The sequence below is a fragment of the Arthrobacter sp. Soil_C_60 genome (assembly GCF_057656375.1).
This window is the reverse complement of sequence record NZ_JBDGKM010000009.1, coordinates 77,249-100,046: the sequence shown is the minus strand read 5'-3', so window position 1 is coordinate 100,046 and position 22,798 is coordinate 77,249. Positions and strand designations below refer to the sequence as shown.

At 66.7% G+C, this 22,798-nt stretch carries 19 protein-coding genes, 1 pseudogene and 1 riboswitch; of the genes and pseudogenes, 14 read left to right on the top strand and 6 right to left on the bottom strand.

What is annotated here, in order from left to right:
* Positions 1 to 183 precede the first annotated feature (183 nt).
* Both AC3A4M_RS17225 and AC3A4M_RS17220 read left to right on the top strand, forming a co-directional pair.
* Positions 184 to 1,224 carry an iron-siderophore ABC transporter substrate-binding protein gene (locus tag AC3A4M_RS17225; protein ID WP_498737374.1) on the top strand — a complete coding sequence of 347 codons (1,041 nt, stop codon included), beginning with the start codon at positions 184 to 186 and terminating at the stop codon, positions 1,222 to 1,224.
* A gap of 134 nt (positions 1,225 to 1,358) precedes the next feature.
* Positions 1,359 to 2,582 carry a CynX/NimT family MFS transporter gene (locus AC3A4M_RS17220; RefSeq protein WP_498737208.1) on the top strand — a complete coding sequence of 408 codons (1,224 nt, stop codon included), beginning with the start codon at positions 1,359 to 1,361 and terminating at the stop codon, positions 2,580 to 2,582.
* A 67-nt stretch (positions 2,583 to 2,649) separates the two neighbouring features.
* On the opposite strand, the gene AC3A4M_RS17215 is transcribed toward AC3A4M_RS17220, so the two are convergent.
* Positions 2,650 to 4,017, bottom strand: coding sequence for a short-chain fatty acid transporter (locus AC3A4M_RS17215; RefSeq protein ID WP_498737206.1), 1,368 nt, complete (start codon positions 4,015 to 4,017; stop codon positions 2,650 to 2,652).
* Positions 4,018 to 4,208: 191 nt separating this feature from the next.
* Between AC3A4M_RS17215 and AC3A4M_RS17210 the strand changes: the two genes are divergently transcribed.
* Together AC3A4M_RS17210 and AC3A4M_RS17205 are read left to right on the top strand one after the other, a co-directional pair.
* A complete protein-coding gene (locus tag AC3A4M_RS17210; protein WP_498737204.1) occupies positions 4,209 to 5,294 on the top strand; it encodes a glutathione S-transferase family protein in 1,086 nt (361 codons plus the stop codon).
* A complete protein-coding gene (locus AC3A4M_RS17205) occupies positions 5,291 to 6,067 on the top strand; it encodes a gamma-glutamyl-gamma-aminobutyrate hydrolase family protein (RefSeq protein WP_498737202.1) in 777 nt (258 codons plus the stop codon). The genes AC3A4M_RS17210 and AC3A4M_RS17205 overlap by 4 nt, the downstream gene beginning before the upstream one ends.
* Before the next feature lie 23 nt (positions 6,068 to 6,090).
* On the opposite strand, the gene AC3A4M_RS17200 is transcribed toward AC3A4M_RS17205, so the two are convergent.
* Positions 6,091 to 6,840: a MerR family transcriptional regulator gene (locus AC3A4M_RS17200; protein ID WP_498737200.1), complete on the bottom strand. Its 750-nt coding sequence runs from the start codon at positions 6,838 to 6,840 to the stop codon at positions 6,091 to 6,093.
* A 156-nt stretch (positions 6,841 to 6,996) separates the two neighbouring features.
* On the opposite strand from AC3A4M_RS17200, the gene AC3A4M_RS17195 reads away from it, so the two are divergent.
* The gene (locus tag AC3A4M_RS17195; protein WP_498737198.1) at positions 6,997 to 8,028 is read left to right on the top strand and encodes a DMT family transporter; all 1,032 of its coding nucleotides are present in this window, start codon (positions 6,997 to 6,999) and stop codon (positions 8,026 to 8,028) included.
* A 30-nt stretch (positions 8,029 to 8,058) separates the two neighbouring features.
* On the opposite strand, the gene AC3A4M_RS17190 is transcribed toward AC3A4M_RS17195, so the two are convergent.
* The gene (locus tag AC3A4M_RS17190; protein WP_498737196.1) at positions 8,059 to 9,150 is read right to left on the bottom strand and encodes a GTP pyrophosphokinase; all 1,092 of its coding nucleotides are present in this window, start codon (positions 9,148 to 9,150) and stop codon (positions 8,059 to 8,061) included.
* A gap of 70 nt (positions 9,151 to 9,220) precedes the next feature.
* Positions 9,221 to 11,173 carry an acyl-CoA dehydrogenase family protein gene (locus AC3A4M_RS17185; protein WP_498737194.1) on the bottom strand — a complete coding sequence of 651 codons (1,953 nt, stop codon included), beginning with the start codon at positions 11,171 to 11,173 and terminating at the stop codon, positions 9,221 to 9,223.
* 122 nt (positions 11,174 to 11,295) lie between these two features.
* On the opposite strand from AC3A4M_RS17185, the gene AC3A4M_RS17180 reads away from it, so the two are divergent.
* Entirely contained in the window at positions 11,296 to 11,544 is a 249-nt protein-coding gene (locus AC3A4M_RS17180) for a hypothetical protein (protein WP_498737192.1), read from the top strand.
* Between the two features lie 64 nt (positions 11,545 to 11,608).
* Here the strand turns inward: AC3A4M_RS17180 and AC3A4M_RS17175 are convergent, their stop codons facing one another.
* Positions 11,609 to 12,340 (bottom strand): alpha/beta fold hydrolase, encoded by a 732-nt coding sequence (locus AC3A4M_RS17175; RefSeq protein ID WP_498737191.1) that lies wholly within the window; start codon positions 12,338 to 12,340, stop codon positions 11,609 to 11,611.
* Positions 12,341 to 12,670: 330 nt separating this feature from the next.
* Here AC3A4M_RS17175 and AC3A4M_RS17170 point away from each other — a divergent pair, with 330 nt between their 5' ends.
* The 5 genes from AC3A4M_RS17170 (at position 12,671) to AC3A4M_RS17150 (ending at position 17,337) form a co-directional block, all read left to right on the top strand.
* Positions 12,671 to 13,642, top strand: a complete 972-nt coding sequence (locus AC3A4M_RS17170) for a FecCD family ABC transporter permease (RefSeq protein WP_498737372.1) — start codon at positions 12,671 to 12,673, stop codon at positions 13,640 to 13,642.
* Positions 13,643 to 14,103: 461 nt separating this feature from the next.
* Positions 14,104 to 15,096, top strand: a complete 993-nt coding sequence (locus AC3A4M_RS17165; RefSeq protein ID WP_498737370.1) for a FecCD family ABC transporter permease — start codon at positions 14,104 to 14,106, stop codon at positions 15,094 to 15,096.
* Positions 15,097 to 15,912: an ABC transporter ATP-binding protein gene (locus AC3A4M_RS17160; RefSeq protein WP_498737189.1), complete on the top strand. Its 816-nt coding sequence runs from the start codon at positions 15,097 to 15,099 to the stop codon at positions 15,910 to 15,912. It abuts the gene before it with no gap.
* 37 nt (positions 15,913 to 15,949) lie between these two features.
* Positions 15,950 to 16,948, top strand: a complete 999-nt coding sequence (locus tag AC3A4M_RS17155) for a siderophore-interacting protein (RefSeq protein WP_498737187.1) — start codon at positions 15,950 to 15,952, stop codon at positions 16,946 to 16,948.
* A 50-nt stretch (positions 16,949 to 16,998) separates the two neighbouring features.
* The gene (locus tag AC3A4M_RS17150) at positions 16,999 to 17,337 is read left to right on the top strand and encodes a YnfA family protein (RefSeq protein WP_498732173.1); all 339 of its coding nucleotides are present in this window, start codon (positions 16,999 to 17,001) and stop codon (positions 17,335 to 17,337) included.
* A 20-nt stretch (positions 17,338 to 17,357) separates the two neighbouring features.
* Here AC3A4M_RS17150 and AC3A4M_RS17145 read toward each other — a convergent pair whose 3' ends face one another.
* Positions 17,358 to 18,539 (bottom strand): FG-GAP repeat domain-containing protein, encoded by a 1,182-nt coding sequence (locus AC3A4M_RS17145; RefSeq protein WP_498737186.1) that lies wholly within the window; start codon positions 18,537 to 18,539, stop codon positions 17,358 to 17,360.
* A 288-nt stretch (positions 18,540 to 18,827) separates the two neighbouring features.
* Positions 18,828 to 18,925: riboswitch (glycine riboswitch) on the top strand.
* A gap of 158 nt (positions 18,926 to 19,083) precedes the next feature.
* On the opposite strand from AC3A4M_RS17145, the pseudogene AC3A4M_RS17140 reads away from it, so the two are divergent.
* From AC3A4M_RS17140 to AC3A4M_RS17130, 3 genes and pseudogenes are all read left to right on the top strand, one after another.
* Positions 19,084 to 19,251 (top strand): annotated as a pseudogene (locus AC3A4M_RS17140) (D-serine/D-alanine/glycine transporter); the annotation flags it as partial.
* A 188-nt stretch (positions 19,252 to 19,439) separates the two neighbouring features.
* Positions 19,440 to 21,875 (top strand): phosphoenolpyruvate synthase, encoded by a 2,436-nt coding sequence (gene ppsA, locus AC3A4M_RS17135; protein WP_498737185.1) that lies wholly within the window; start codon positions 19,440 to 19,442, stop codon positions 21,873 to 21,875.
* The gene (locus tag AC3A4M_RS17130; protein WP_498737183.1) at positions 21,872 to 22,723 is read left to right on the top strand and encodes a pyruvate, water dikinase regulatory protein; all 852 of its coding nucleotides are present in this window, start codon (positions 21,872 to 21,874) and stop codon (positions 22,721 to 22,723) included. Before ppsA ends, AC3A4M_RS17130 begins: the two co-directional genes overlap by 4 nt.
* The last annotated feature ends 75 nt before the right edge of the window (positions 22,724 to 22,798 follow it).

Here is a 22,798-nt window from a genome sequence, read left to right as displayed (position 1 = left end):
CCACAACGCCATTATCTCCGATACGCAAACGTGCGGGCAGACGATTGTGTGAGGTCCAGGAACGACTGCAATAAATACGTAACGCGATTGTTTCTTATTCAATCGAAGCATAGGCTACCCTTACTTTTGTTCGTTACCTCTGAGCCGAGGAGTCCCATCGTGGCCCTTTCCCGTGTCCGCGGCATGCTTGCCGCAGCCGCCGTCGTTCTTCTGTCCGTATCCGCCTGTTCCACCGGTCCTGCCGGCGGTTCCACAGGTGGTGAAACCGCCGCAGGGTCTTCGGATGCCTTCCCGGTGACCATTGAGCATGCCTTTGGTGAGACCGTCATCGAAGAGCAGCCGGAACGTGTGGCCACGGTTTCCTGGGTGAACGACGACGTGGCGCTGTCGCTCGGCGTCGTGCCGGTCGGAATGCCTGCAGTCGAGTGGGGCGGAAACGAGAACAAATCCACGCCGTGGAAGGATGCCAAGCTTGAGGAGCTCGGGGCTCCCATTGGTTCCGAGAAGGCTCCGGAGCAGTACTCCGAGGCCGATGGCATCGCGTTTGATGAGATTGCCGCGCTGACCCCGGATGTCATTCTTGCCGCCTACTCCGGCCTGACCCAGGAAGACTACGACACCTTGAGCAAGATCGCTCCCGTGGTGGCTTATCCGGAACTGGCCTACGGCACGGACTGGCAGGACTCCACGATGATGATCGGCGAGGCACTGGGCAAGACCGAGGAAGCCAAGAAGCTGGTCGCCGAGACCGAGCAGACGATCGATGCCAAGGCCTCCGAGTACCCGCAGTTGGCCGGCAAGTCGTTTATCTACGGCAATCTGGAGCCCGCCAAGGGCGACGGCGTCAACGTCTACACGATGAACGACAACCGTCCGAAGTTCCTCACCAGCATCGGCATGAAGCAGGCCGAGGTCGTCACGGAAGGCACCAGCGACTCCGGCGAGTTCTTTATCCCGTGGTCCGCCGAAAAGGCCAACGAGCTCGAATCCGACATTTTCGTCACCTGGGTCCCCGATGCCAAGACCAAGCAGCAGGTCATCGAGGATCCGCTGCTGAGCCAGATTCCCGCCGTCGAAAATGACGCTCTGGTTGCCGATTCGGACAACACCCTGACGCTGTCCATCTCCGCCGCATCCCCGCTGAGCCTGCCGTGGGCACTGGATCAGTTCCTGCCGATGCTCGGCGAAGCTGCCGACGCAGCGGAAGCCGCGAACGCCAAATAACCCCGCTACCCGCAGCAACATAAGGGCGCCCGGTCTGACCGGGCGCCCTTATGCTTCCCATCACATAGTCTTGTTGTGCCCGCATGCGGGCGGAGAATTCTGTAAGGCATAGGCACGACCAACGGGGTGGGGCAGTGGCGGATACGGTCAGCGGAGCGCGGCGGGCGTTGTCGGGCGGCATGCTCATCACCGGCGTGCTGCTGGTCGCCGCCAACCTGCGGCCGGTCCTCACCAGCGTCGGACCGCTGCTGGACCAGATCGGGGCCGACACCGGCCTGGGCGCTGCGGCGCTGGGCCTGCTGGCTGCCGTCCCGCTGCTGGCCTTCGGCGTCATCTCCCCGCTGGCCCACGGGATAAGCGAGAAGTTCGGGGTGGAGCGTACCGTCTTCGCCGCGCTCCTGCTGCTCATCGCAGGCACCTTCCTGCGGCCGGCTCCGGGCAGTATCGCCAATCTCTGGCTGGGAACGTTCATTATCGGCGCGGCCATCGCCGTCGGCAATGTGCTGCTGCCCGCGATCCTCAAGCGGGACTTCCCGGACCAGATGGCCACGCTCACCGGCGCCTACTCAGCCGTGCTCGGCGGCATTGCCTCGCTCGGCGCGGGGCTCTCGGTGCCGCTGTCGCTGCTTCCAATTAACGACGGCGAACCGGCCGGCTGGCGCTTTGCCCTCGTCATCTACGTGGTGCTGGCGATTCCTGCCGTGCTGGCCTGGCTGCCTCGGTTGCGGGTCCGTGCCAGCTCGGCCCAGGCCCAGCTCAATGCGGCCGTGCCGGCGCCCGTCCGCGGATCCGTGTGGAAGTCCGGCGTCGCCTGGCAAGTCACCTTGTATATGGGGCTGCAATCCATGGCGTTCTACATTCTGATCACCTGGCTGCCCACTCTGGAACGCTCGCACGGACGCGGGGACGTGGCCTCCGGCTGGGACCTGATGATGTTCCAGCTGATCGGCATCGTCTCCAGCCTGCTGACCCCGCTGATCCTGAAGGGGAAGAACCAGCGGTTCCCTGCCGCGTTGCCCCCGCTGCTGATTGTTGCCGGCGTGCTGGGAATCCTGCTCTTGCCAGGCGCCATGCTGCTCTGGGTGCTGGTGGCCGGGTTCGGCTGCGGCAGCTCGCTGGTGACGGCCTTGGCGCTGTTCGGACTGCGTACGCGAACGCACCGGGAAGCCAGCGCACTCTCCGGGATGGCCCAGTCTATCGGCTACCTGCTGGCGGCCGCCGGGCCGCCGCTGTTCGGCGGCCTGTTCGCAGCCACCGGCGGGTGGGAGGCGTCGCTGATCCTGTTGTGCATGGTTTCCGCCGCGCAGGCCGTGACCGGCCTGTTTGCCGGCAGGGACAGGTTCGCCTTCGCCGGCTGAATCCGGCTCCGGGACTGGGCGGAGGCCCCGGCGGCCGGTCAGCCTACCGGGACCCGGCGCAGGCTGCTCAGCCGGCCCCGACAATCAGCAGGGTCGCGGAGAACACCAGTCCGGAAGCGATCAGCGTGATGACGGTGTAGCCGAGGATGTCCCGCATTTTCAGCCCGGCAATGGCCAGCAGCGGCAGCGCCCAGAACGGCTGGATCATGTTGGTCCACTGATCGCCGTAGGACACCGCCATGATGGCTACCGCCGGATCCACGTCGAGCCGGGCCGCGGCGTCGAGCATGATGGGCCCCTGGACCGCGAACTGGCCGCCGCCGGAAGGGACGAAGAAGTTCACCAGTCCGGCGGAGAGCAGGGCGAGGAAGCCGAAGGTCTGCGGGGTGGAAACGTTCACGAAGAAATCGGACAGCACGGTGATCAGCCCGGTGGTGGTCATGATGCCCATGATGCCGGCGTAGAGCGGGAACTGGAGCAGGATGTCACCGACGTTGGACGCGGCATTCTTGATCAGCGCGATCAGCTCGAACGGATTGCGTACCAGCAGGAAGATCAGCGTCAGGAAGGACCAGTTCACGATGTCCAGGGTCAGCGTGCCGCCTTGACTGAAGTGGATCACTAGGTAGGCCACCAGCGCCAGTCCGACCACCAGGGTCAGGATGCGGCTGGCATCCACACGGTCGGCCGGCGTGACCACCTCGTCGTCCAGATCCGCTTCGCCTTCCCGGGCATCCACCGCAAGCTCCACAATTTTGTCATCGCCGCGAGGCGCCACCAGGGCCAGGGCGCCGCCAACCACGATGACCGTGGCCACGGCGGCGAGGATGTTCCAGAGCGAGAATGTGGTTTCGCTGACCGGGATGGTGCGGCCGATCTGCTCCGCCAGGAAGGACCCCTCGGTGGCGGCGGTCAACGGCCCGGAGCCGGAGTAGCCCATATGCCAGACGACGAAGCCGGAGAAGGCGGCGGCCACCAGCATCGGGAAGTGCAGCCGCACGCCCTTGGCCCGCAGTTGCGCGGCGACCTCCTTGGCCAGCAGGGCGCCGACCACCAGGCCCAGCCCCCAGGTGATCAGGGAAGCGATCGCGGCGATGACGAAGACGAAGACGTAGGCCTGGATGGGGCCCCGCGGCAGGCCGCCCAGGAACGAAAGCAGTTTCCTGACCGGCCGCGTGTTGGCCAAGGTGTGGCCGAGCAGCAGGATCAGCGCCATCTGCGTCATGAAGGCGAGCAGGCCGGACAGTCCGTCGCCCCAGCCCTTGATGACCTCGACCGGCCCGGCGTCGGTGAGGATCAGGGCCATGACCGCCACCACCACGCTCAGCACGATCGCGAAAACCAGCGCACTGGGGATGTACCGCTCCACCAGCGAATTGACCGGGCGCATGAAAGCGGAGACCGGGTTTCTTCCCTTGCTGCTTACAGATGACATGGAAACCTCCTGCGTAGCGACGTCGTTGTCGGCGCGTAGGGCGCCAATTTGTTGCCTTAGACCCTTACCCTAGCGATGAGTGTCACATCTAGGCGGGATCTTGAGGCCCGACCGGATGCGATAGGCCGTCCGGCCTCCGCAAATTCCCGTCGCCATGGAAGCCCGCGCCGGTTGCGGGATAGGGTGAAAGCATGAGCCAGACGAGCGCGCGCACCGAAAACTCAGCCCCCGCCAGCGAGTACAGCACCAAGGGTGCCTACGTCCACACCGGCGAAGAGTTCACCCGGGACACCCATTACATCGAAGACAGGATTGTCCGCGGCGGGGACAACCCCAACGAAGGGCGCTGGCCGGTGGAGCCCGGCCGCTACCGCCTGGTCGCCGCGCGCGCCTGCCCCTGGGCCAACCGAACCATCATTGTCCGCCGCCTGCTCGGACTTGAGGACGTGCTTTCCATCGGCATGCCCGGCCCCACCCATGATGCGCGCAGCTGGACCTTCGACCTGGACGACGGCGGCAAGGACTCCGTCCTGGGCATCGAGCGACTGCAGCAGGCCTACTTCAAGCGCTTTCCGGACTACCCGCGGGGCATTACGGTTCCCGCCGTCGTCGATGTCGCCTCCGGCGCCGTGGTGACCAACAACTACCCGCAGATCACGCTGGACTTCGCCACCGAATGGACCGAGTTCCACCGCGAGGGCGCACCGGACCTCTACCCGGAGCACCTGCGCGAGGAGATTGCAGAGGCAAACAAGCGGGTGTTCACCGAGGTCAACAACGGTGTCTACCGCTGCGGTTTCGCCGGCTCGCAGGAGGCCTACAACAAGGCCTACGAGCGGCTGTGGACGGCGATGGACTGGCTCGAGGAACGCCTCAGCACCCGCCGTTTCCTGATGGGGGAAACCATCACCGAAGCGGACGTGCGTCTTTTCACTACGCTGGTGCGCTTCGACCCGGTCTACCACGGCCACTTCAAATGCAACCGGAACAAGCTCACGGAGATGCCCGCGCTCTGGGGCTACGCCCGCGACCTGTTCCAGACCCCCGGCTTCGGCGATACCATCGACTTCGAGCAGATCAAGCAGCACTACTACATCGTGCACGAGGACATTAACCCCACGCAGATCGTCCCGCAGGGCCCGGACCTGGCCAACTGGCTGAGCGACCACGGCCGCGACGCCCTCGGCGGCAGCCCCTTCGGCAACGGCACCGCGCCCGGACCGGTCCGCGACTCGGAGCGGGTGAGCGCCGGGCACAACCCCCTTTACCCGGCATGAACAACGACGGCGGCACCTCCGCCCAGACGCAGCTGCGGCCGAGGATTGCGGTCAGCTATGCGCAGGACGCGGCCTCCCATCCGGCGTGGTTCTCGGAGGTGCTGGCGGATCTGGCCCGGCGGGCGGTGGCAGGCCTGCACGCGGCTGGAGCCAACGCCGTCGTTATCAACGCCTCCTCCGGACACGTGTTCACCGCCAAGGATTACGACGGCGTGCTCATTCTCGGCGGCGGAGACGTGGACCCGGCGCGGTACGGCGGCAATACCGATGAGCCCACGGTGCATTGCGTCGACACGATGGCGGACGAGACCGAGATCGACCTGGTCATCGGCGCCGTCGAGAACGGCCGGCCGGTCCTTGGAATCTGCCGCGGACTGCAGCTCATCAACGTGGCCTTCGCCGGTTCCCTGACCGAAGACCTGGGACCGGAGTCGCTCCACAAGATCCACCAGGAACGGCCGCCGATGGCCACCCATCCGGTGGCGATCGGCCGCGGAACCTTGCTGGCCGGAGCGCTCGGCCCGGGCGAAACGATGGTCCGGTCCGGACACCATCAGGCCGTCCGCAGGCTCGGCGACCGGCTCCGGGTAGTGGCGGCCGCTCCCGACGGCGTGGTGGAAGCGGTGGAGCTGGCACGCCGTGACGAGGGGTGGCTGCTCGCCGTGCAATGGCATCCCGAGGCCGAGGGCACCCCTGACGGGCAGCTTGAGGCCCTGCTGGAGGCCTTCGTCACCGCCTGCCGGGAACGGATCGAACCACCCGGACTCGCCTGAGCTGAGTCCCTGCTGGCCCCGGCCTACGTGGCCAGGTGGCGGTCCGCGTAGATTCTCAGGGCGTCCCGGACGAATCCGGCGCCGGCCTCGCCGCCGTAGTTCGCGCCGAAACGCGGGTCCGCCACATACATTTCGCCCAGCCCGGTGAAGTACCCGTAGGAGATTTCCTGGCCGCCGTTCGCACTGGCGAGCCAGTCGAACTGCCGCTGAGCCAAGGTCTGGGCTTCAGCGCTGTCGGCCGGGATGCCTGATGCTGCCGCGGCGGTCCAGGCCGCCATGAGGTCCTTCGTCCGGTCCATCCAGGCCGTACGTTCGCTCGAACTCAGATTGCGCCACCACTGGTCGCCCTTGGCATAGGCCTCCGCGCCCCAGCGTTCTTCGACCTCCTCTTTGTACTTCGTGTGCTCGAAACCATCGAACATTTCGTCAGCCATCAGCTGCTCGCCTCTTTCCGTCTTGTTGATTGTTGACTGGACCGACGCGATCTGGCGTTCGATCCGGTCCCGTTCCTGAAGCAGGATTTCCAGGTGTCCGCGCAGTGCGGCAGTCGTTTCGGTGCGGCCGTGCACTACCTTGGCAATCTCCGGCAGACCCAGCCCCAACTGGCGCAGCAGCAGGATGCGCTGCAGCGTCAGCAAGGAGCCGTCGTCGTAATAGCGGTACCCGTTGTGGCCGATGCGGCTGGGTGCCAGCAGGCCGATGTCCTGGTAGTGGCGCAAGGTTCTGCTGGTGGTGCCGGCGGCCCTGGCGACCTCCTGGATGGACCATTCCATGCGGCGGCTTCCCTTCTGCCTTTTTCATGTCCTTCACTATGCATGTTGACGTAGCGTCAAGGTCAAGCCCTCCGGTAGCTCAGCCGCCCTTCGGAAATTCAGCCGGATTCCCGCGCGCTGGCTCTGGCGGAGAGGCATGGCGATACGATCGACAGCGTGACCAGACACCGTGACAGCAGTGCCGCAGCTGATACCTCGGCGCCTCATGGTTCCGGCCCCTCCCGCGCCGACATCCGGGTGCCGGCAGCGCTGGCTTTGGTCTTGGCTGTGTTCGGCGGGATGGGACTGGCCGTGCAGGGACGGCTCAACAGTGAGCTGGGCGTGCAGTTGCAGGACCGGGTCGGTGCCGCGTTGATCAGCTTCGGCACCGGCTTCATCGCCGTGCTGGTGTTCTCCATGGTTCTTCCGTCCGCGCGCGCCCGCCTGCGCCGGGTACCCAGCCTGTTCCGGCAGCGGAGGTACCCGACGTGGTACTTGCTGGCCGGACTGATCGGGGCGTTTTACGTTTTCACACAGACCGTGGCCGTTGGTCCCATCGGCCTGTCGCTGTTCACGATCGCCGTGGTTACCGGCCAGCTGGCCTCCGGCCTGGTTGTCGACCGGCTGGGACTTGGCTCGGGGCAGAAGATTCCGGTCAACGGTGTCCGTATCGCCGGCGCCGTGCTGGCGCTGGCGGCCGCGGTGACGGCGGCGCTGCCGCATTTCGGAAGCTCCCTTAACACTGGCTTGCTGGTACTGCTCATGCTTCTGCCGCTGGCGGCCGGGCTGATGCAAAGCGTTCAGCAGGGCATGCTGGGGCAGATCGCAACGGTGCACGGCAGCCCGGTCATCTCCACCCTGTTCAACTTCGGCGCCGGCACGTTGGCGCTGCTGGCGGTCTGGACAGCCCAGGCTGCGCTCAGCGGGCAGGCCGGACTTCTCACCCCGCAGTGGTGGCTGTATACCGGTGGGCCGCTGGGGACGCTGGTGCTCGGCGCCGCCACTCTCAGCGTGGCGAACACCGGCGTTCTGCTCACCAGCCTGGGCATGATCGGCGGCCAACTGGTGGGCTCGCTGGTCCTGGACATCCTCTGGCCTACGGCCGGAAGCCTCGTTGGCGGAGCAACCATCGCCGGCATCGTACTGACCTCGTTGGCGCTGCTCATCGCCTCCCGGCCGTGGCGCGGAAAAGGGCGGGCACGCCGATAGCGGAGCGGTTCCGCCCAGCTGCCCGGCCTGTTAGCTCGTGGAGCGGAACGTTTCCATCTGCCGGTGGCGGCGCAGCAGGCTTTCACGCCGGTGGTTGTCGTCGCCGGCGGTCAGCTCAATGTGCCGTTTGCCAAACCGCCACAGCAGCACGTCGTCGAGCAGCCGGTCCGGACCGGGGGAGTAGCGGTGTTCCAACGCCTCGCGGACCCTGGTAATCACCTCCGCCTGGAGCAGGTCAACGAGATCTGTGGTGGTCTTCAGACCGTGGGCGGCCAGGAGCTCGGCCGCCCAACCCCAGTCGTCGTCGGACTTGCGGTCCACGTGGGGCAGCAGCGTCTGCCAGACCTCGCGGATCCGCCGAGGTGTCAGCGGCGCTGCACCTTCACCTTCCTCGTCCCAGTAACCGGTAACCGTCTCGTAGCGCTCATGCAGTTCCGAGAAGGTGGATTCCACTGCCTCGAGCATCGCGGCCGTGGCGGTGAACTGCCGGTCGAAGTAGGGACTCCACGCCCTCGGGTTGGAGGCTTTGAACCGGATGTCGTGCTCGATTTCGGACCACGCATGGGCCAGGATGGTGCGGATCTGGACCTCGAACACATGGCTGCCATTGGGCCTGGCCGGTTCGCCGAGCGCCTCCTGGAAGCGCTTGACCGCCGGGTTCTGGATGGTGCGGATGAGCAGATGCCTGCTGGAGTAGCCGTACGTGCCGGACTCGATGGAGCCGATGTCCTTCTCCCGGTCTGCCCGGATGTCGAATTCGCTGCGCTGGCGTTTGATCAGGCTGGCCGCTTCGCGGATCTCGTGCGGCAGGCTGACGATCACTCGGACACCGACCATATCGTGCATATCGCGCAGCGGATCGGGGTATTCGAGAGTCGGTGTATCACCGGCGACGGCAGGCGGCAGAGTGCGGGAAGCCTTTTCCCGGAACGAGGCGACGGTCTTGGTCCGTGCCGTGACGAACAGCGGCTTCAGTTCCGTCTCCTGGAAGATGTCGCGGATGGTTGTCTGCATCTCGCGGGTGACGGCTTCGAGCTCAGGGCGTACACGTTCGAACTGTTTGGTGCTGGCTTCAACGGCCGGGCGCAGCTCATTATCCAGCCGGTCCCAATGCGTTCCCATGATCGGCTCCCTCGGGCGTGCGTCAGTGCAGGGTGCTGCACCACGAACAACCTACCAAGTCATCCGGTGCCTACCGGTACTTGCGGTGCTGGTCCTCCTTCGTGGAGGGCCCCTCAGCTGGCTCGGAGATCCACGGTCCGGTTCCTTCGGAGGGATCGATGACGCCGCGCTCAAGCCAGACGTAGTCTCCGTCCAGCACCTTGCCGGCCAGCCGCCGGTCCGGAGTGTCCGAGTTCCGCCAGAGTTCGGTGAACAGCTGCCGGACGCGCTCGCGGGACTGCAGGCAGAAGGCATCCGCCAGTTCGTAGGCGCTCTTGCCCTCGGCGGGATTCTGGCTGCGCAACAGTTCAGCCCTGCTGCAGACTGCGGCCATGGCAAAGAGTTCGGCGCCGATATCCACGATCCGGCCCAAGAAAACCTGCCGGTGTTCCAGCTTGGCCTGCCAGCGGCCCATGCCTGCGAAGGTGTGCCGGGCGAGCTTCCGCGAGGACCGCTCGACGAACCGCAGATGCCCAGCCAACCGGCCGAATCCGCCGTACGACTTGGGGTTCATTCCCTGCCCGGCCAGCAACTGCGGCAGCCAGCGGGCGTAGAAGCCGCTGGCTCCGATGGCGGCCCGCGCCTTGGCAGCCAGATCCGCATCTGCCGAGGCAAGGTCACCGGCGGCGGCAAGGTGGGCGTCCACGGCCTCCCGCGCGATGAGCAGGTGCATGATCTCGGTGGAGCCCTCGAAGATGCGGTTGATCCGCAGGTCCCGCAGTTGCTGCTCGGCCGGCACAGCCCGTTCGCCGCGGGCGGCCAGGGAAGCGGCGGTCTCAAAGCCTCGTCCGCCGCGGATCTGTACCAGTTCGTCCGCAACCTTGTAGGCCATTTCGCTCGACCAGAGCTTGGCCAGCGCCGCCTCGATCCGCACGTCTTTCATGCCGGCGTCGGCCAGCGCCGCCGACAGCTCGAAGACCGACTCCAGGGCAAACGCGGTGGCGGCGATGAAGGCAACCTTCTTTCCCACGGCCTCGTGGCGGCCCACCGGTCGGCCCCACTGGACCCTCGCGTTGGACCATTCGCGGGCGATCTTCAGCGACCACTTTCCGGAGGCCGCGCAGAGGGCCGGCAGGGCCAACCGCCCGGTGTTCAGCGTGGTCAGCGCGATCTTCAGCCCCTTGCCTTCGCCGCCCAGCCGGTTGGCCGCCGGCACTGTGACATTGTCGAAGCGGGTCAGTCCGTTTTCGATGCCCCGTAGACCCATGAAGGCATTGCGGTTTTCCACCGTGATGCCGGCCGCGTCAGCTTCGACGACGAAGGCGGAAATGCCGCCCGGTCCGCCGTCGTGCGCCGGAACCTTGGCCATGACCACAACGAGTTCGGCGATGACCCCGTTGGTGGTCCAGAGCTTGCTACCGTTGATCACGTACGATTCGCCGTCGTCGGTCGGGGTGGCCATGGTGCCGAGCCGCGCCGGGTCGGAGCCAACGTCGGGCTCGGTGAGAAGGAACGCCGAGACCGCTCCCGCGGCGCACCTGGGCAGGAAACGCTGTTTCTGGTCCTCGCTGCCGAAGACCTTGACGGGCTCCGGCACGCCGATGGACAGGTGCGCCGAGAACAGGGCGCCGAGGCTAAGATGCACGGATCCCAGCAGCATCAGCGCGCGGCCGTAGTATGTCAGGGACAGGCCCAGACCGCCGTACTCCACGGGGATTTTCATGCCGAAGGCGCCGAGTTCCGCCAGTTCCGCCAGATACTCGTCCGGGATCTTCGCATCGCGTTCGATCCGGGCGCCGTCCATGGTCCGCGCGTACTCTTCCAGACGTCCCAGGAACGCGTCGCCCGCTGCCGCATCCTCGGGCGCGGGAACCGGGTGCGGGTGGATGAGGTCCATCTCGAAGCGGCCCAGATAGAGGCTCTTGGCAAAACTCGGCCGCGTCCATTCCGCCTCGCGGGCGGCCTCGGCCACAGCGCGTGCGTCGCGTTCCGTGACGTCGGCGCTCTGGCCGGTGGGCAGGTGCTGTTCAGTTCCGGTACTCATGGCAGTCCCCTTTGACCAGGGTCTGCCGCAGGCCGGAGACCCTTTAGCTGTCCTTCAATGTTACTCCCGGGTAGGCGTTTTTGTTACTGCCCGGTACCCGGCTGTGGGCAAGGCGGCGGAAGATGGGGCACTTTCCGCGTGAAACCTTCGAGGCCTGGGCCGGGCCCGGCGGCGGCCTGCTCGCCGGCAGCCCGCAAGAGGTCATCGACAAGATCCTGGAACAGTACGAGATCTTCAGCCACGACCGCTGCCTGGCGCAGGTGGGTCTGGGCGGTCTGCCGTTCGCGGACACGGCCCGGTCCATCGAGCTGCTCGCCACCGAAGTGATGCCGATGGTGCAAAAGGAAACGCACCCCGCCAAGCAGCCGTAACCGGTGGCCGGGCCGGCGCTTCAGCCCCTGCCGCTCAGTCCCCTGCCGCTCAGCCCTCTGCCGCTCAGTCCTCAGCCGCTGCCAGCAAGTTCAGGATGGCCGCGGCGCAGGCATTGGGCTGCTCCCAATGCACCATATGGCCGGCGTCTGGAATCAGCGTATGCCGCCACATGGGGTGGGCGGCAAGGAAATCCTGCACAATGTCCGGCGGCCGCGTGGCATCCCGGACTCCGGTGACCACGAGGGTGGGGGCTGTGATTTCGTCCGGTACATCCTCCGCCGCGCCGGTCAGGCCGGCCAGCATGCTCGAACGTACGACGGCGGCCGGCAGCCGGAAGGGGGCCAGGAACCTTTCGAGGTCCGCACCTTGCGGAACGTTGCCGCCGCGGAACCAGGCGGCGATCATTTCTTCGGCGGCTTCCTCGCCCGGCTGCTCCGGTCCGCCGAACAGGCGGGTGAGGCGCTCCACGGTTGCCTGCGAGGGTTTGACCGGGACCATCCCTGCCAAGGTGAGTGACGCCGTCGTACGCGGAAAGCGGGCGGCGATGGTGGCCGCGATGCTGCCGCCGAGTGAGTGGCCCACCCAGTGCACCGGTCCGGTGCTGGCGAATCTGAGCGCGAAGTCGGCGGCGACGTTTTCCACCGTCCACTCGAAGTCCGGCTCCAGTGGTCCGCGGTAGCCGGGTAGGTCCAGGTTCAGCACCTCGTGCCCGGCGCCGCGCAGGTAGTCGGCGAGCGGATTCCAGTAGCTGGCGGGGCAGGCCCAGCCGTGCAGCAGGACGATCGGTGCGGACATGATTCGAGTATGCCTGAGCCGGGTATCCGGTGGCCGTTTTCCGGGGGAGTGGCGGCAGGCCGGCGTAGCCGGAAGCCTGGCCCAGGCAAACATTGGCCGCCAATTAGGGCAGCAAATCGTTTCTTAATGTGCGCCACAGTAGGCTAGCCTTACTTAAGTCTTTTTCGGTAGGTCAGGAGGTGGACTGTGGGAGCAGAGGTGTCCGTGCCAGCCCGCATCGATCAGCGCCCCCGCGGCCCCGTGCCCGAGGGCGCTTCCGCTGGTTCCGAACATCTCGCCGCGGCGCCCCGGCCTCCGGCGAAGTCCGGAAACCGCCGTGCGCTCGCGGGCATCCCCGTGGTCCTGGCGGTACTCGCCGTGGTCTGCTTCGCCTCGCTGGCCTTCGGTGCCCGGCCCATCAGCTTCGAAACGCTCATCGCTGCGCTGACGGATTTCGATCCGGCCAACGGCGACCATGCCGTGGTGCACTCGCGGATTCCGCGGACCGTGACGGCACTGCTGGTCGGCGCTGCCCTGGGCGTTGCCGGCGCCGCCATGCAGGGCGTGGCCCGGAACCCGCTGGCCGACCCGGGCATCCTCGGGGTGAACGCCGGCGCGGCGCTGGCAGTGGTTACGGGCATCTACGTCTTCGGCATCAGCAACCTGACCGGCTACATCTGGTTCGCCTTCGTCGGCGCGGCGGTTGCCGCCGTCGTTGTTTATGGCATTGCCAGCCTAGGCCGCGAAGGCGCGACGCCGATCAAGCTGGCGCTCGCCGGCGCAGCGCTCACCGCCGGCCTCAGTTCGCTCATGAACGCCATTCTGGTCAGCAGCCAGGACACGCTGGACGCCTTCCGGTTCTGGCAGGTCGGCAACGTCAGCGGGCGCGGCTGGGACGTCATCCTGCCGGTCGTTCCGTTCGTGGCGGTCGGCCTGCTGATTACGCTGCTCACCGGCCGGATCCTGAACAATCTGTCTCTGGGCGACGATGTGGCGCGCGGCCTCGGGCAGAAAGTAGGCCTCTCCCGCGCCATCACCGCTCTTGGAGTGGTCATTCTGTGCGGCGCGGCGACGGCGCTGGCCGGGCCGATTGCCTTCGTGGGGCTGGTCATCCCGCATATGGTCCGCGCGTTTACCGGGCCGGACTACCGCTGGATCCTGCCGTTCTCGCTGGTGCTGGCGCCGGTGCTGCTGCTAGGCGCGGACATCGTGGGCCGGCTGATCGCGCTGCCCGGCGAGGTCCAGGCCGGCATCATGACCGCCATCATCGGCGCGCCGGTCTTCATCTGGCTGGTCCGGCGGCGGAAGGCGGCGGGACTGTGAGTAGGGCTCTGCACGATGTGGATGCGGCCGATGCAGTGAAGGCGGGGACGCCGAGGGATGGAAGTTCCCCTGCCGGAACGGGTGATGGGACGGCGGAGGGGACGCGAGATCGTTCCTTGGCTACGAGATCGTCCCTCGTGCAAGACATCCCGGACCGCGAAGAACGATCTGGTGCGGCGGAAGCCCAAACCACTGGTGCAGGGGCGGCATTGGATGGCGCAAAACGGTTCCCGGCTGCGGAAACGGTGCAGACCAGCACCGTTCTCGCAGACCACCACCGATCTGGCGCAGGGAAGGCCGGCGCCGGTTCCACTGGCAAGCGCGCCCTCGGACTAAAGCACCCCGCCGGCCGCAAGCTCCCTTCCGGCCGCAAGCGCCCTTCCGCCCGTAAACACCATTCCGCCCGCCAGCGCCCTTCCGGCCGTAACCACCATTCCGCCCGCCAGCGCCGGCGCCGCGTTGTGGTCGAGGCATTGGGCGCCGCCGTCGTCGTTCTCTTCTTTGTCAATGTCCTGCTGGGCAGCTACACCGTGACCATTCCCGACTTTTTCCGGCTGCTCGGCGGCGCGGACATTCCGGGCGCGAGCTTCATCGTGATGGAGAACAAGCTGCCGCGGGCGGTCACGGGCACGTTGATCGGCGTGGCGTTCGGCCTGGCCGGCACGATTTTCCAGACCATGCTGCGCAACCCGCTGGCGAGTCCGGACATCATCGGGATCAGCTACGGCGCCAGTGCCTCGGCCGTGGCCGCCATGGTGATCTTCGGGCTGACCGGGGTGGCCGTCTCGGCCGCCGCGATGATCGGCGCGCTGGCGATCGCCCTGCTGATCTACCTGGTATCGCACCGCTCCGGCGCGTCCGGCGGGGCCAGCGCGCGGCTGATCCTGATCGGCATCGGGTTCGCCGCGATCATGCAGGCCGTGGTCGGCTACCTGATGACGCGGACGGACATCCGCACGGCGCAGGGTGCGCTGGTCTGGCTCAACGGCTCGCTGAACTCCAGCAACTGGGACCGCGTGGCCGTGCTCGCCGCCAGCCTGGTGCTGCTGCTTCCGGCCGTGGCGATGCTTTCGCGCAGCCTCCGCGGCCTGGAAATGGGCGACGACGCCGCCGCCGGACTGGGCGTTCGCGTGGGCCCTGCGCGGCTGGGACTCGTGGTCACCGCGGTGCTGCTGGCCGCCGTCGCTACGGCGGCAGCCGGACCGGTGGCTTTCGTGGCGTTCCTGGCCGGGCCCATTGCTCGCCGGCTGCTGGGCGGGGCCGGTTCGCTGGTGGCCGCGGCCGGCGTCGGCGCGGTGATCGTGCTCGCCGCGGACTTCGCCGCCGCCAACCTGATTCCCATGTTCCTGACCAACGGCACGGCTTTGCCGGTGGGAGTGGTGACCGGTGCCCTCGGCGCGCCGTTCCTGCTCTGGCTGCTGGTCACTACCAACCGCGTCGGCCGAGGAGGCTAAATGCGCACTCTCCAGTCCCGGAACCTCACGCTGGGCTATGACCAGCGCACCGTGGTGCAGGACCTCACGGTGGAACTGCCGGCGGGGCAGGTGTCCATCATTGTGGGCGCCAACGCCTGCGGGAAATCCACCCTGCTGCGCGGGCTCGCCCGGCTGCTCAAGCCCACCACAGGCACGGTGATGTTGGACGGCAAGGACATCCACGCCCGTTCCACGCGCGAGGTGGCGCGGGTCCTCGGCCTGCTCCCGCAGACGCCCACGGCGCCGGACGGGATCAGCGTCGCGGAACTGGTGGGCCGCGGCCGCTATCCGCACCAGGGCTGGTTCCGCCAGTGGACTGTCAAGGACGACGACGCCGTGAACGCGGCCATGGCGGCAACGGACACCGAAGAGCTGGCCGGGCGGGATGTGGACGAGCTCTCCGGCGGCCAGCGCCAGCGGGTCTGGATCGCGATGGCCCTGGCCCAGGAAACGGACATCCTGCTGCTGGACGAGCCCACCACTTTCCTGGACGTGACGCACCAGATCGAGGTGCTGGATCTGGTCACGGACCTGAACCGGCGCAAGGGCACCACCGTGGCCATTGTGCTGCACGACCTGAACCTGGCCGCGCGCTACGCCGACCATCTGATCGCCATGAAAGCCGGCGAGGTGGTGGCCGAGGGGCCGCCGTCGGGCGTCGTGACCGAGCAACTGGTGTCCGACGTTTTCGGGCTGGAATCCCGTGTGATTCCGGATCCGGTGTCCGGCACGCCGATGGTCGTCCCGGTAGGACGCCACCACAGCAACGGCGGCAGCATGCCGTCCGCAGCATGACCGCCGCCAAGCCCGCCCCTTCGAACGGAGAATCACGATGACGGCACTCGCCACCGAAACAGCAGTCACCCCCGTCCTGGCTTTCGACGTCGACGTCGCAGCCGTGCGGGAACTGTCGCCGAACTTCCGCCGGATCACCTTCACCGGAGAAGGGCTCAGGCTTTTCGGCGTCGACGGCCCCACGCTGGACCTGCGCATCAAGGTTGTGGTTCCCGCCCTGGACGCCGACGGTCGCGAGATACCGCTGCCGACTTTCGGCGACCCCCGTGCGCCGGAATCCGGCCCGGGCGCCACCGCGCTGACCGGAGGCTGGTACCAGCACTGGCTGTCCCTCGACGAGCGCACGCGCGGCTCCATGCGCACCTACACGGTCCGGGACTTCCGCTACGGCGAGATCCCGGAGCTCGACGTCGACTTCGTGATGCATTTCGACGCCGACGGCAAGGGCGGGCCGGCCTCGATGTGGGCGGACCGCGCGGTGGCCGGGGACCGGGTCACGATCATCGGGCCCAACGCCGGCGCCGTCAACTGCACCACGGCCAAGAACTACGGCGGCATCGAGTGGCGTCCCGGCCTGGCATCGCACGTGCTGCTGGCCGGCGATGAAACCGCTGTCCCGGCGATCGCCGCCATCCTGGCCGCGCTGCCGGCGGATATGACCGGCAACGCCGTCCTCGAAGTGCCCGACGCCGCGGACTTCCAGGAGCTGGTGACGGCGGCCAACATGGAAATCAGCTGGCTGGCGCGCGGTGACCGCCCGCATGGCGAGCTGCTCGATGCCGCGGTGCGGAACGCCGTCGTTGTTCCCGGGGCCGGCCTGCGGCAAGGCGAGGGCGACGAGCCCGAGGACGTGGACATTGACAACGTCATCCTGTGGGAAACCACGGCGGAATCCACCCGGCCGTTCTACGCCTGGATCGCCGGCGAGGCCGCGGTCATCCGGGAACTGCGCCGTTACCTGGTGCGGGACGTCGGTATTGACCGTAAGCAGGTGGCCTTCATGGGTTACTGGCGGCAGGGCAAGGCCGAAGCCTGAGGTCCACGCGGGTTGGACTCCCGCTGTTCGGCGTAGGCGAGAATTGAAGCATGACCATCGCCAAATCCGTACTCCTTTTTGCCCTGGCCGCCCTCGCCGAGATCGGCGGCGCTTGGCTGATCTGGCAGGCGGTGCGTGAAGACCGGGCCTGGTGGTTTGCCGGGCTGGGAGTCATGGCCTTGGGCGCCTATGGCTTCATTGCCGCTTTCCAGCCTGATGCCAACTTCGGCCGGGTTCTGGCCGGCTACGGCGGAATCTTTATTGCCGGCTCGCTGGCCTGGGGCATGGTGATGGACGGTTTCCGGCCGGACCGCTGGGACTATATCGGGGCGGCGATTGCTCTGGCCGGCGTGGCCGTGCTCATGTATGCCCCGCGCGACAGCGCCTGACCAGGCCGGACTCGGTCTGCTCAGAAGAGCTCCACCACACCCCGCCCGGCAAGGCCCAGCGGCACCGGCAAACCTATTGTGCCGTCGCCCGTGCCCGGCAGAAGCAGCAGCATCCCGGTCGCGTTGAGGACAATCAGGTCCGTAGTTCCGTCCGCATTGAAGTCGCCGGGCGTGGCAACGGACATCACCCTGAACCGCGCTCTTCCCGCCGGCACCGGGTCCTCGACCTGCCCGCTGCCGGTCCCGGCCAGCAGCCAGAATCTGCCGGCAGCATCCAGAGACATGATGTCGGCCATTCCATCGCCGTCGAAGTCGCCGGGGGAGAATACACGGGCCGGCGTGCGGTTGCTGTGCAGGAGCAGCGTCCGCGGCCGCAGGCCAGACGCGCCTCCCCGGTGCAGCCACAGCGCCCCGCTGTCGTCGCCGGTAATGACGTCGGGTCTGGAATCGCCGTCGAAATCGCCGGGCAGGAAGAATTCGCGCACGCCGGTCCAGCCCGAGCCGAGTGCCCGGAGCGGCTTGGTTTCGCCGTAGCCGTCGCCGGGATGCAGCAACAGCACGCCGTTCCGGTGCAGGGTGAGGATGTCATGGCGGCCGTCGCCGTCGAAATCGCCTGCCGAGTCCATTGCCCTGGCCTTGGGCCACTTTTCGGCGCTGGTACTTGCCGTTCCCAACCGGCCTGTCGGGGATGACGGAACATACCATAGGGATCCGTCCCGCGTGCGGGCAAAGAACTCGCTCCGGTTCTCCGGAGAGAAGGTGCGTGAGTAGATCCGGACCGGCCGGGCCTGTGCGGGGGTCGTTTCATAGTTGTCCGCCGAAGCCTCGACATTGCCAGTGACGGTCACGCCGCGCCAGTCCGGCGTCAGGGACAGGACCCGATGGTAGCCGTCGGGGTGCCCGTCCAATGTGTCCCGCCAGCTGTAGTCGTAGGTGAGGACGGAGCCCGGTGCGGAGAATTCGAAGCCTTCCAAAGACAGCTCCCCGCCCACCACGGGCTCGCCCGCAGCCACCGGTGACGAGACAATTTCGATGTCCCGCGGCACCAGCCCGACGGCGGGAACGGCGGCGGCGGTGGGGGTACTGGCAGCGTGCGAGGGCAGCCTGCCGGCTTCCAAAGCCGGCTGCGGCACAAACAGGCACAGCACGCAGACAATTCCGGCCAGCCGATGCTGGCCGCCGCGGGCCTGTGCATGCGCCATGTCTGTTCCCCGAAGGAAGCTGTCCGGATCCGCCCCGCCCGGACCTAGCAGAAGTACCCTCCAGCGTACGCCGCGGACTCTTCGGCGGGAACGGGCAGTTAACCTGCTGAAGTCTTTTCCGCGCACCCGCGGTCGGGATCTTGGTGTGAGACCGTTTATCGCTTCCCAAGCCTTTGTCACAATTGCCCTGCGTTGCGAAAATTTAAGCGATTGACGCAGTTTGCTTGCGTGGTGCCACCTCGGGGCGCTAGTGTGTGATCCTGCTCACCTGGAGGTGGGCAGTGCTTATGATCTGCGGCGGGAGAGTCCTGCCGGTACGTTCAGCAGGCGCCGTAGGAGCAAACCCTCCCCGGGAATCTCTCAGGCCCACGTACCGCCGCGGTTAGGCAACTCTGGAAAGCAGTCAGGCAGCAGTCTGGCTCACCGACGGTGCAAGCGGCGCCTGCGAGAGCAGGGGACGCGGAATCTCTCAGGTCCACGACAGAGCGGGGAGGAACCCGAATCAAAGTGCTGCCGTTGTGGCACTTGAACGATGGAGTTCCTCATGACCATTCCACCTGCCTCCACCGCGATGGGTGAAGCCCCCCACCTTGAGCGCCAGCTCTCCAACCGCCGTATCCAGCTGGTCGCCGTCCGCGGGGCGATCGGCACGGGCCTGTTGATGACCTCCAAGACGATCTCCGCGGCCGGTCCTTCCGTGATCTTCGGGTATACCCGAAGTCCGGCGCGAGGCCGAAGTCCAAGATAACTCCATTGCAGCGGAAACCACAGAATCCTGCTCGGGCAGGTTTCCGCAGCACTGCAGCCGCCCGTACCGCCGGACTCCGCCCGGACATCCCCGGGCATTACCGATTTCGTTCGTAGCGCTGATCAGCGCGTTCAAGCATAGGAGCACAACCCATGACCGACGTTCTTTGGTTTTCCGAACTTGGCCTGTCCGACCTTGAGAAGGTCGGAGGCAAAAACGCCTCCCTTGGGGAGATGATCCGCGGCCTGGCCACGGCCGGGGTCAGGGTTCCTGACGGTTTCGCCACGACGGCGGACGCCTACCGGCGTTTCCTGCGCGAGTCCGGCCTTGACGATCGGATCGCCGCGGTCCTCCACGACTTGGACAGCGACAACGTGACCGCACTGGGGCAGGCCGGCACGCAGATCCGGGACCTGATCCGCCAGACTCCGTTCCCGGCCGGTTTCGAGGAGCAGATCCGGGCCGCATACGGGCAACTGGTTGAAAGCCACGGTGGGGATGCGGAGGTGTCCTGGGCAGTGCGCTCCAGCGCCACGGCCGAGGACCTGCCGGATGCTTCCTTCGCCGGCCAGCAGGAGACTTTCCTGAACATCCGTGGCGTGGAGAACGTCCTCCACGCGATCAAGGACGTTTTTGCCTCGCTCTACAATGACCGGGCCATTGCCTACCGGGTCCATCACGGTTTCACCCACTCGGAGGTTGCCCTCTCAGCCGGTATCCAGCGCATGGTCCGCTCCGACATCGGCACCTCCGGCGTGATGTTCACGATGGATACCGAGTCCGGCTTCGACGACGCCGTGTTCATCACCTCCTCCTACGGCCTGGGCGAAGCAGTGGTCCAGGGAGCGGTGAATCCTGACGAGTTCTATGTGTACAAACCTGCGCTGGCCGCGGGCCGTCCGGCGGTCCTCAAGCGCGGACTCGGCGAAAAAGCCGTCCAGATGACCTACACCGATTCCCGGGAGGTCGGCCGGACGGTCGATTTCGTACCCGTGCCCCGCGAGCAGCGCGGCAGGTTCAGCCTCAGTGACGCCGAAGTCGAGCAGCTCGCCCGGCATGCGGTGGCGATCGAAGCCCATTATGGCCGCCCCATGGACATTGAGTGGGGCAAGGACGGCGTGGACGGGGAACTGTACATCCTGCAGGCCCGCCCCGAGACCGTGCAGTCCCGCCAGGCCAGCGGTACCATTTCCCGCTACAAGCTCAACGAGCACTCCAAGGTCCTGGCCGAAGGCCGGGCCATCGGCCAGCGTATCGGCGCCGGCCAGGTGCGCGTGCTGACCTCCATCGACCAGATGGCCTCCTTCCAGCCCGGCGACGTCCTGGTGGCGAACATGACGGACCCGGACTGGGAACCGATCATGAAGAAGGCCGCGGCGATCGTGACCGACCGCGGGGGTCGCACCTGCCACGCGGCGATTATTGCCCGGGAACTGGGCATCCCGGCTGTGGTCGGCACCGGAAACGCATCCCGGATCCTGACCGACGGAGCACCGGTGACCGTCTCCTGCGCCGAGGGCGAGGCCGGACTGGTCTACGAGGGACTGCTCGATTACACGCTGCACGAAACCACGGTGGACACGATGCCGCCGGCGCCGGTTCAGATCATGATGAACGTCGGCACCCCCGAACAGGCCTTCGGCTTCTCCCGGCTCCCGCACAGCGGCGTCGGCCTGGCCCGCCTGGAATTCATCATCAACCGGCAGATCGGCATCCACCCCAACGCCCTGCTGGCCCTGGCAGGCGAGATCGAGCGCCCCGCCGCGCTGTCCGACTACACGGTGCAGCAGATCCGGGAAAAGACCGCCGCCTACGACGGGCCCCGGGACTACTACGTCCGCCGGTTGGCCGAGGGCATCGCCACCATCGCCGCCGCCTTTGCGCCGGAACCGGTGATCATCCGGCTCTCGGACTTCAAGTCCAACGAGTACGCCAACCTGCTCGGCGGCCCAGCCTTCGAGCCGGTCGAAGAGAACCCGATGATCGGCTACCGCGGCGCCTCCCGGTACCTCTCGCCGTCGTTCCGCAAGGCATTCGAGCTCGAGTGCGAGGCCTTGAAGTTCGCGCGCAACGAGATGGGCCTGTCCAACATCAAGCTCATGGTCCCGTTCGTGCGCACCCTTGAGGAAGCGCAGGGGGTGACCGAGTTGCTCGCCGCCAACGGCCTGCGCCGCGGTGAGGACGGGCTTCAGATCGTCATGATGTGCGAACTGCCGGCCAACGCGCTGCTGGCGGATGAATTCCTGGATTACTTCGACGGCTTTTCCATCGGCTCCAATGACCTGACCCAGCTCACCCTCGGCCTGGACCGGGACTCTGCGCTCGTTGCCGGCGGCTTCGACGAACGCAACCCCGCGGTGAAGAAGCTCCTGGAGATGGCGATCGCCGCCTGCCGTGCCCGCGGGAAGTACGTCGGCATCTGCGGCCAGGGCCCCAGCGACCACCCGGACTTCGCCGAATGGCTGCTGGAGCAAGGCATCAGCTCCATCTCGCTCAACCCCGACGCAGTGACGGACACCTGGCTGCGCCTGGCCCGGACCGGCAACCGCTCCGCGGTCTCGAGCGCAGATCCGGGACAGACCCGTTGACCAACACCAGCGAACTCAAAACCACGGGGGCGGAGCGCGCACCCGCTCCCGTGGTTTTCTTCCTCTCGAACAGCACCGGCATCACCGCCGAGACCCTGGGCAACACTTTGCTGACCCAGTTTCCCGGCCGTCGGTTCGAACGCCGCACCATTCCCTTTATCACCACCACCGAGGAGGCAAGACGGGTCGTCGGCACGATTGACCGCCTCGCGGCGGCGGGTCCGCGGCCGATCGTCTTCTCGACGGCGGTCAATCGGGACATCCGCGCGATCCTCTCGCAGAGCAAGGGTCACTTTGTGGACCTCTACGATGCCCACATCGCACAGTTGGAGAGTGCCCTGCAGGCAACAGCCAGCGGAGAATCGGGCAGGGCCCACGGGGTTGGCGACGCCATCCGCTATCAGTCCCGCATGACCGCCGTCGAGTACGCCATGGAACACGACGACGGCCAGTCCATCCGCGCCCTCGGACGCGCGGCGCTGATCCTTATCGCCCCATCACGGTGCGGCAAGACTCCGACAGCAATGTACCTGGCGCTGCAGCACGGGATTTCGGCTGCGAACTTCCCTCTGATCGAGGAGGATTTTTCCCGGCAGTCGCTCCCGGAGCCGCTGCTGCCCCATATCCACAAATGCTTTGGGCTGACCTCCCTGCCGGTCAGGCTGAGCCAGATACGCCAGGAACGCCGCCCGGACACCACCTACGCCTCGCTGGCCCAATGCAGCTATGAACTGCGTAACGCCGAGGAGATGTACAGGTCCAACGGGGTGCCCTACATGAACTCCGCCTCCATGTCGGTCGAGGAAATCTCCGCCACGATCCTCCAACGGATGCAGCTGAGCCACTGACTATCCAAACGCCGGCACCTCGCGGAACAGCCCGTCTGAAGCCGGACCCCAACAGTCACGCCGAAACGTTTGTTA